Origin of the sequence: Campylobacter majalis (assembly GCF_905120465.1) — a bacterium.
GTDB classification, from domain to species: Bacteria; Campylobacterota; Campylobacteria; order Campylobacterales; family Campylobacteraceae; genus Campylobacter_A; species Campylobacter_A majalis.
Window position 1 is genome coordinate 1 of sequence record NZ_CAJHOF010000033.1, and the last position, 4,819, is coordinate 4,819.

9 protein-coding genes are annotated in these 4,819 nt (G+C 27.7%); all 9 read right to left on the reverse strand.

The window, feature by feature from the left end:
• Positions 1-20 precede the first annotated feature (20 nt).
• The gene (locus LQU93_RS09610) at positions 21-362 is read right to left on the reverse strand and encodes a hypothetical protein (RefSeq protein WP_229933670.1); all 342 of its coding nucleotides are present in this window, start codon (positions 360-362) and stop codon (positions 21-23) included.
• Between the two features lie 66 nt (positions 363-428).
• Entirely contained in the window at positions 429-1,034 is a 606-nt protein-coding gene (locus LQU93_RS09615) for a hypothetical protein (RefSeq protein ID WP_229933671.1), read from the reverse strand.
• Positions 1,035-1,064: 30 nt separating this feature from the next.
• Positions 1,065-1,214, reverse strand: coding sequence for a hypothetical protein (locus LQU93_RS09620; protein WP_229933672.1), 150 nt, complete (start codon positions 1,212-1,214; stop codon positions 1,065-1,067).
• A complete protein-coding gene (locus LQU93_RS09625) occupies positions 1,211-1,555 on the reverse strand; it encodes a DUF6980 family protein (RefSeq protein WP_229933673.1) in 345 nt (114 codons plus the stop codon). The genes LQU93_RS09620 and LQU93_RS09625 overlap by 4 nt, the downstream gene beginning before the upstream one ends.
• The gene (locus LQU93_RS09630; protein WP_229933674.1) at positions 1,548-2,627 is read right to left on the reverse strand and encodes a colicin E3/pyocin S6 family cytotoxin; all 1,080 of its coding nucleotides are present in this window, start codon (positions 2,625-2,627) and stop codon (positions 1,548-1,550) included. Before LQU93_RS09630 ends, LQU93_RS09625 begins: the two co-directional genes overlap by 8 nt.
• Before the next feature lie 105 nt (positions 2,628-2,732).
• Complete coding sequence (locus LQU93_RS09635; RefSeq protein WP_229933675.1) at positions 2,733-3,488, reverse strand: hypothetical protein; 756 nt, start codon at positions 3,486-3,488, stop codon at positions 2,733-2,735.
• Complete coding sequence (locus LQU93_RS09640) at positions 3,470-3,940, reverse strand: hypothetical protein (RefSeq protein ID WP_229933676.1); 471 nt, start codon at positions 3,938-3,940, stop codon at positions 3,470-3,472. The genes LQU93_RS09635 and LQU93_RS09640 overlap by 19 nt, the downstream gene beginning before the upstream one ends.
• 133 nt (positions 3,941-4,073) lie before the next feature.
• Complete coding sequence (locus tag LQU93_RS09645) at positions 4,074-4,448, reverse strand: DUF6984 family protein (RefSeq protein WP_229933677.1); 375 nt, start codon at positions 4,446-4,448, stop codon at positions 4,074-4,076.
• A 9-nt stretch (positions 4,449-4,457) separates the two neighbouring features.
• On the reverse strand, positions 4,458-4,819 hold a 362-nt coding region (locus tag LQU93_RS09650; protein WP_229933678.1), incomplete at its 5' end, for a hypothetical protein.

The window sequence follows — 4,819 nt, forward strand, 5'->3', positions numbered from 1 at the left end:
ATTAGCTATGATCTATTAGCTCAAGCTCCAATATACAAACCAGAGCATTTTAAAACAGATAAGCTCAATCTAAGTTTTAGGGTTGGGGTTGGATGGTAGGGTGGAGGATTTGGTGTTAAATTTAGATCTTTAGTATCTATGTTTATGTTGTTGTTTGCTATTAAATTTGAGCCAGTTATATTTGTGCTTGTATCTTTGTCTTTGTTGGTTGAAATTTTAATATTGTTTGCATTTAGGTTTGAAGATATAGATGTAGTTTGTGTGGTATTAGATTTAGTGTTGCTACCTTTTATATCACCAGCTATGCCTATGCTAAAGCCGTAGATTAAAACTACTAATATCTGTATTAGTTTTATGCACATTATATCTCTTTTTAAAGCAAAATGTTTTTCATAAAATCTCTTATGTGTAGATTTATATTTACACTATTATTTAATTATATAGAGTCCAGCTTCTTTTGCCATCAAAGAATAGTTTGCAACAAGTGACTTTTGTTTAAAAAACATTGGAAACAAACAATCGTAATTACTAACTAAGCAAATTTCATCTTTTGGAAATAAAAAAAATTGGCTAAGCGGCTGCTCTCTCAGACTAAACAGAAAAAACAATACAAGTAAATCTTTATCGTCTATTTTAAAAAATCTATTTTTTTTGCCAATAAAATGAATATATTGATGAAGTAGCAAATATTGAAATTTAATGTCAATCCCGCTATTTAGATAGCTTAAAAAATATTCATAGTTTATACTTGTAAAATGAGTATCTATAATACAACAATTGTCATTTTTTTCAAAAATTTTTAATATAAAATCAATATACTTTTTTTCCTGATTATACATAAAATATCTATCTGATAAAAGTGCGACTCTTTCATCTTTTTCACTTAGCACTGCATCAAAATTACTTAGCAAGTGTTTGTCGTATTTTTTTTCTAGTATATTCATGCAAAAATCCATATCACCCAATAGCCAAGAATAGCCACTTTTAATCAATTTTGTTTTGCTTATGGCTTTTAATAATTGTATATTTTGCATATTTAATCCCTTAATCTATTTCCATCTTTATCAAGTGTTGCTACCTTTTATATCACCAGCTATGCCTATGCTAAAGCCAAATGTGGTATAGCTAGATGCAGCGAGTTTATTATCTTGATTATAATTTTCTTGTATTTCTATCCAAATATTATTTAAAAAATGTTCTTTTGAAATAATCACTTTATTATATTATCTTTTGCTAAACTTTTTGTTGGTTTTAACCACCATCCATAGTTAAGATAAATCTTAGGAATTTTATCATTATGTATATTTATTCCCAATCTTTCCATTAGATTAAACCATTGATTTCGCCTAGACAATGGTAATTTTTTACCACAAAATGGGCAAAATTTTATCATAACTTGGCTTTCTCCACCATCGTGAATGATTATTCCATATTCATCAAATTTAGGGGAATATGAGATAAGCACATCTGGGCATTGATATTTGTTTTTATGAATATTACAATTAAACCTTAATGCTTTTCTCATTTTTGAGCAACAGTGCTTTATTTTAATCATTAGTTTTTCTTCCTTTCACAGCTGGTTTTTCTTTTTTTGTTTCGGGATTAATTGAGCCCTTATGAATACCTCTTTTATTATAGATTTCTATATCACCGTGTTGGTAATCCCATTCATAAATATTTCCATTTTTGCTATCAATCCACCTTTTTCTTTGATTTTTGCTAGTAACACTTTGGGCGTTTGGAAATATATTTTGTATACTTTTTGGTGGAACTTTATGGCTATAAATAATATTATTTCCTAATTCCTGCTCACTATCTTGCACCCCACCTATATATGATTTTTTATTAAAACTATTATCGGCATTTACTCCACCATTATTTATGGACTGGTTTTGTATTTTTGGAATTATACCGACATTATCTTTTGCATTGTTTTCTTGTTTGTTAATCGGTGGAAGTTGGTTATTTATATTATTGCTATTTATAGGAAATTCTAATGTGTTATTTTCTTTATCTTTTAAATTTCTATCTATAACATATTTAGTATAAATAGCACTAGCTCCTGCTACTAATGCCACACTAGCTTCATATACATACGGTATAGCTAACGCTGGACTATTATCCCCCTTACTCTTATCCAAACTCTCAAACATTATAGAGTTTGAGTTTAGTAAGTTGATGTTTGATGGATTTGTTTTATTGTAGTTTATGGTTGTATTTTTGGTGTCTATGTCTATATTGTTGTATGATAGAGCTTTATTTAGATAGTCTAAGAAATTCTCACCTTTTGTGTCTGCATATTTGTTTTGGTCTTTATCTTGTGGTTTAAAATTGTTTTTTGAATAATCAACTGCATGTTTTAGCTCATGACCTAAGGTTTTTGTAAAGTCGTCAATGTTGTTTATATTTGCAAGGTTTAAGGTTATTACTCCATTATTGAAATTTCCTTTGAAGTTTTCACTATTTGCACCAATTGCATTAGCATCATCTATAAATTTAATCTTTAAATCGCCTAAATCATAGCCGTTTGAATTTGCTAAATCTTTTGTAAAGTTAGTAAGATTTGCAAATGATACATTTACAATAATCAAACATATCAATATTGCTTTATTTGTGATATTTCTCATAAATTGCATTAAGAACCGAAAAGTTGTTTGCTAAGCAAGGATAAATACCGCAAAAGCGAGTATGATTAGTTTTTCTATTTTCATTTTATCTCCTTTGAATTTATTTTAAAACTGAACCTTATATGGCTTATCAAACAAAAGTCCCTCTTTTTTCATTTTTTCACGGTCCATACCAAGCTTTATAGTAGAAAATATAGCCTGCATATCTTGTCTAAAAGTATTTTCTATATCATTTAAAACCTCTTGCTTGGTTTTATTGGTATCTGTAAAAGCTTTTGAATTTTTATTAAAACTATATTCATATCGCATTCTTATCATATTTGTTGGTTTTTCTCTGTTGGTAGCTTCATGAAAACTGCAATAGGTTTCGTAATATTGCGTATATGTTTTTTCTCCATTTATAGTGTGTGGATATACTTGAGATAAAGTTTTTTCTATAAATGTTCTACATTTAACACCATCTATGTAGTCTAAGAACCCTTTTTTATAGGTCAAGCCAAAGCTTTCATTGTAAAAACTTTCCTTTGTTTTTATCTCTTCTTCAAAAAATTTAAGATTTTTTGCATTAAGATATTTTGCAGAATCAAATGTATGTATAGCAACAGCTTCTGTTGAAATTAAAAGCTTACAAACCATCATATTTTGTATGCCCCAAAAAATTCCCATTCCTTCCGAATTTCTATACACCGTATAAAATGGACCTATGTTTTTATGAAGCGGTGCCATTATAGAAATCAGTCCATTGTTTGTAGATATTCTTTGTGTCATACCAAGAGTCTGCTCATCTGTTTTATTATCTTTTATGGCACACCCACCAAATAAAATAAAACTTGTAAATAAAACTATTTTACGTAGCCACATTTTAGTGTATCCTTATTATTTGAATTTAAAAAAATTTCACAAATATACTCGCTATGTGGTGAATCATTCGTGAATAATCTGCCGGCATTTAAAATATTTACCCTGTCACTAAAACCTGCATTTTCATTATTGCCTTTAGAATAGACTTTTATATGAGCACAATTTGTATTTTCATCATAATCATCATACATAAAGCCAAATTTGGCATTATCTAAAACAATAAACTCAAGTGCCTGAAATGAAACCGAAAAAATCATCGCCTGTTCTACTGAAACATTTTTAAATTTTTCTATAAGTAAAATCATAAATTTCATAATATCCGTATAATACTCTTGTTTATTATGATAGCTACTTTCAAAAATTGTTATACTATTTATAAGCAATTCATTTTCAATATTTGTACTAAAAAACATTCTGTTATAATTCTTATTTTTCTCAATAAGATATTTCAAAAAAACGCCGTGTTTGTCTATATAAAAATCATATTTTAATATTTCATTTAATTCTTGATTTATAATTTTTACGCTATTTTTATTTTTTTTAAATACTTTAATATTTTTTTAGCTTGTTTATTATAAGCAATATTTATTGTTTTGGTAATTCAAAAAAACACTCATCTTTAGTTGGAATTTGAATAAGTTTCGAAAAATCAACCTTCCATATATCAATACTATCAATTAAATTATTATCATAAATATACATTGTGGCAATACAGAGTATACCGTCAGCATCATAAAAACAAATATCGGATACATGACTACCTCCACCACAATATTCATAATCGTTATATACGAAACCGAAACTCCCCATGTTTTCATCATTAAAGTGAAATATTTTTTTTGAAAACTTATATATTTCCTTGTTATGCAACTTTTTAACTAATATTTTAACCAACTTCAATTCTGGTGTTGAAATGTTTTTAACAGTCAACAGTTCTCTATAAACAAAAATTTCTTTCAATATTTTCCTTTACTTAACTATAATGGTTCCTATATTATATGTGCCATCAGGTAATTTATGCACTCTATATTCAAGACTGTAGTTGTTTATTTTTATATTATATTTTAATTTAGACTTATCATTTTGTTTTTGAAAGTTTCTCATAATTTCTTGTTTGACAGCCTCAACATTTAAATTTGTTTTTTCTATTACATGTCTCTCGACGTGATGTGTTTGATTTTTATTGTTTCCAAATCTGATTTCAACCTCTGTATTATTCCCACTCTTTACAAATTCCCCATCCACCTTATCTAACTTTTTGGCACTCTTTATAATACCATAAGCTCCACCAAGCATTATTTCAACGCTAAAATCAGCTGATAAGTCAGATA

Excerpts from the sequence above, each read along its gene's own strand:
- LQU93_RS09630 (WP_229933674.1), bottom strand. The coding sequence starts at position 2,627 with ATGAGAAATATCACAAATAAAGCAATATTGATATGTTTGATTATTGTA.
- LQU93_RS09610 (WP_229933670.1), bottom strand. The coding sequence starts at position 362 with ATGTGCATAAAACTAATACAGATATTAGTAGTTTTAATCTACGGCTTT.
- LQU93_RS09635 (WP_229933675.1), bottom strand. The coding sequence starts at position 3,488 with ATGTGGCTACGTAAAATAGTTTTATTTACAAGTTTTATTTTATTTGGT.
- LQU93_RS09625 (WP_229933673.1), bottom strand. The coding sequence starts at position 1,555 with ATGATTAAAATAAAGCACTGTTGCTCAAAAATGAGAAAAGCATTAAGG.
- LQU93_RS09615 (WP_229933671.1), bottom strand. The coding sequence starts at position 1,034 with ATGCAAAATATACAATTATTAAAAGCCATAAGCAAAACAAAATTGATT.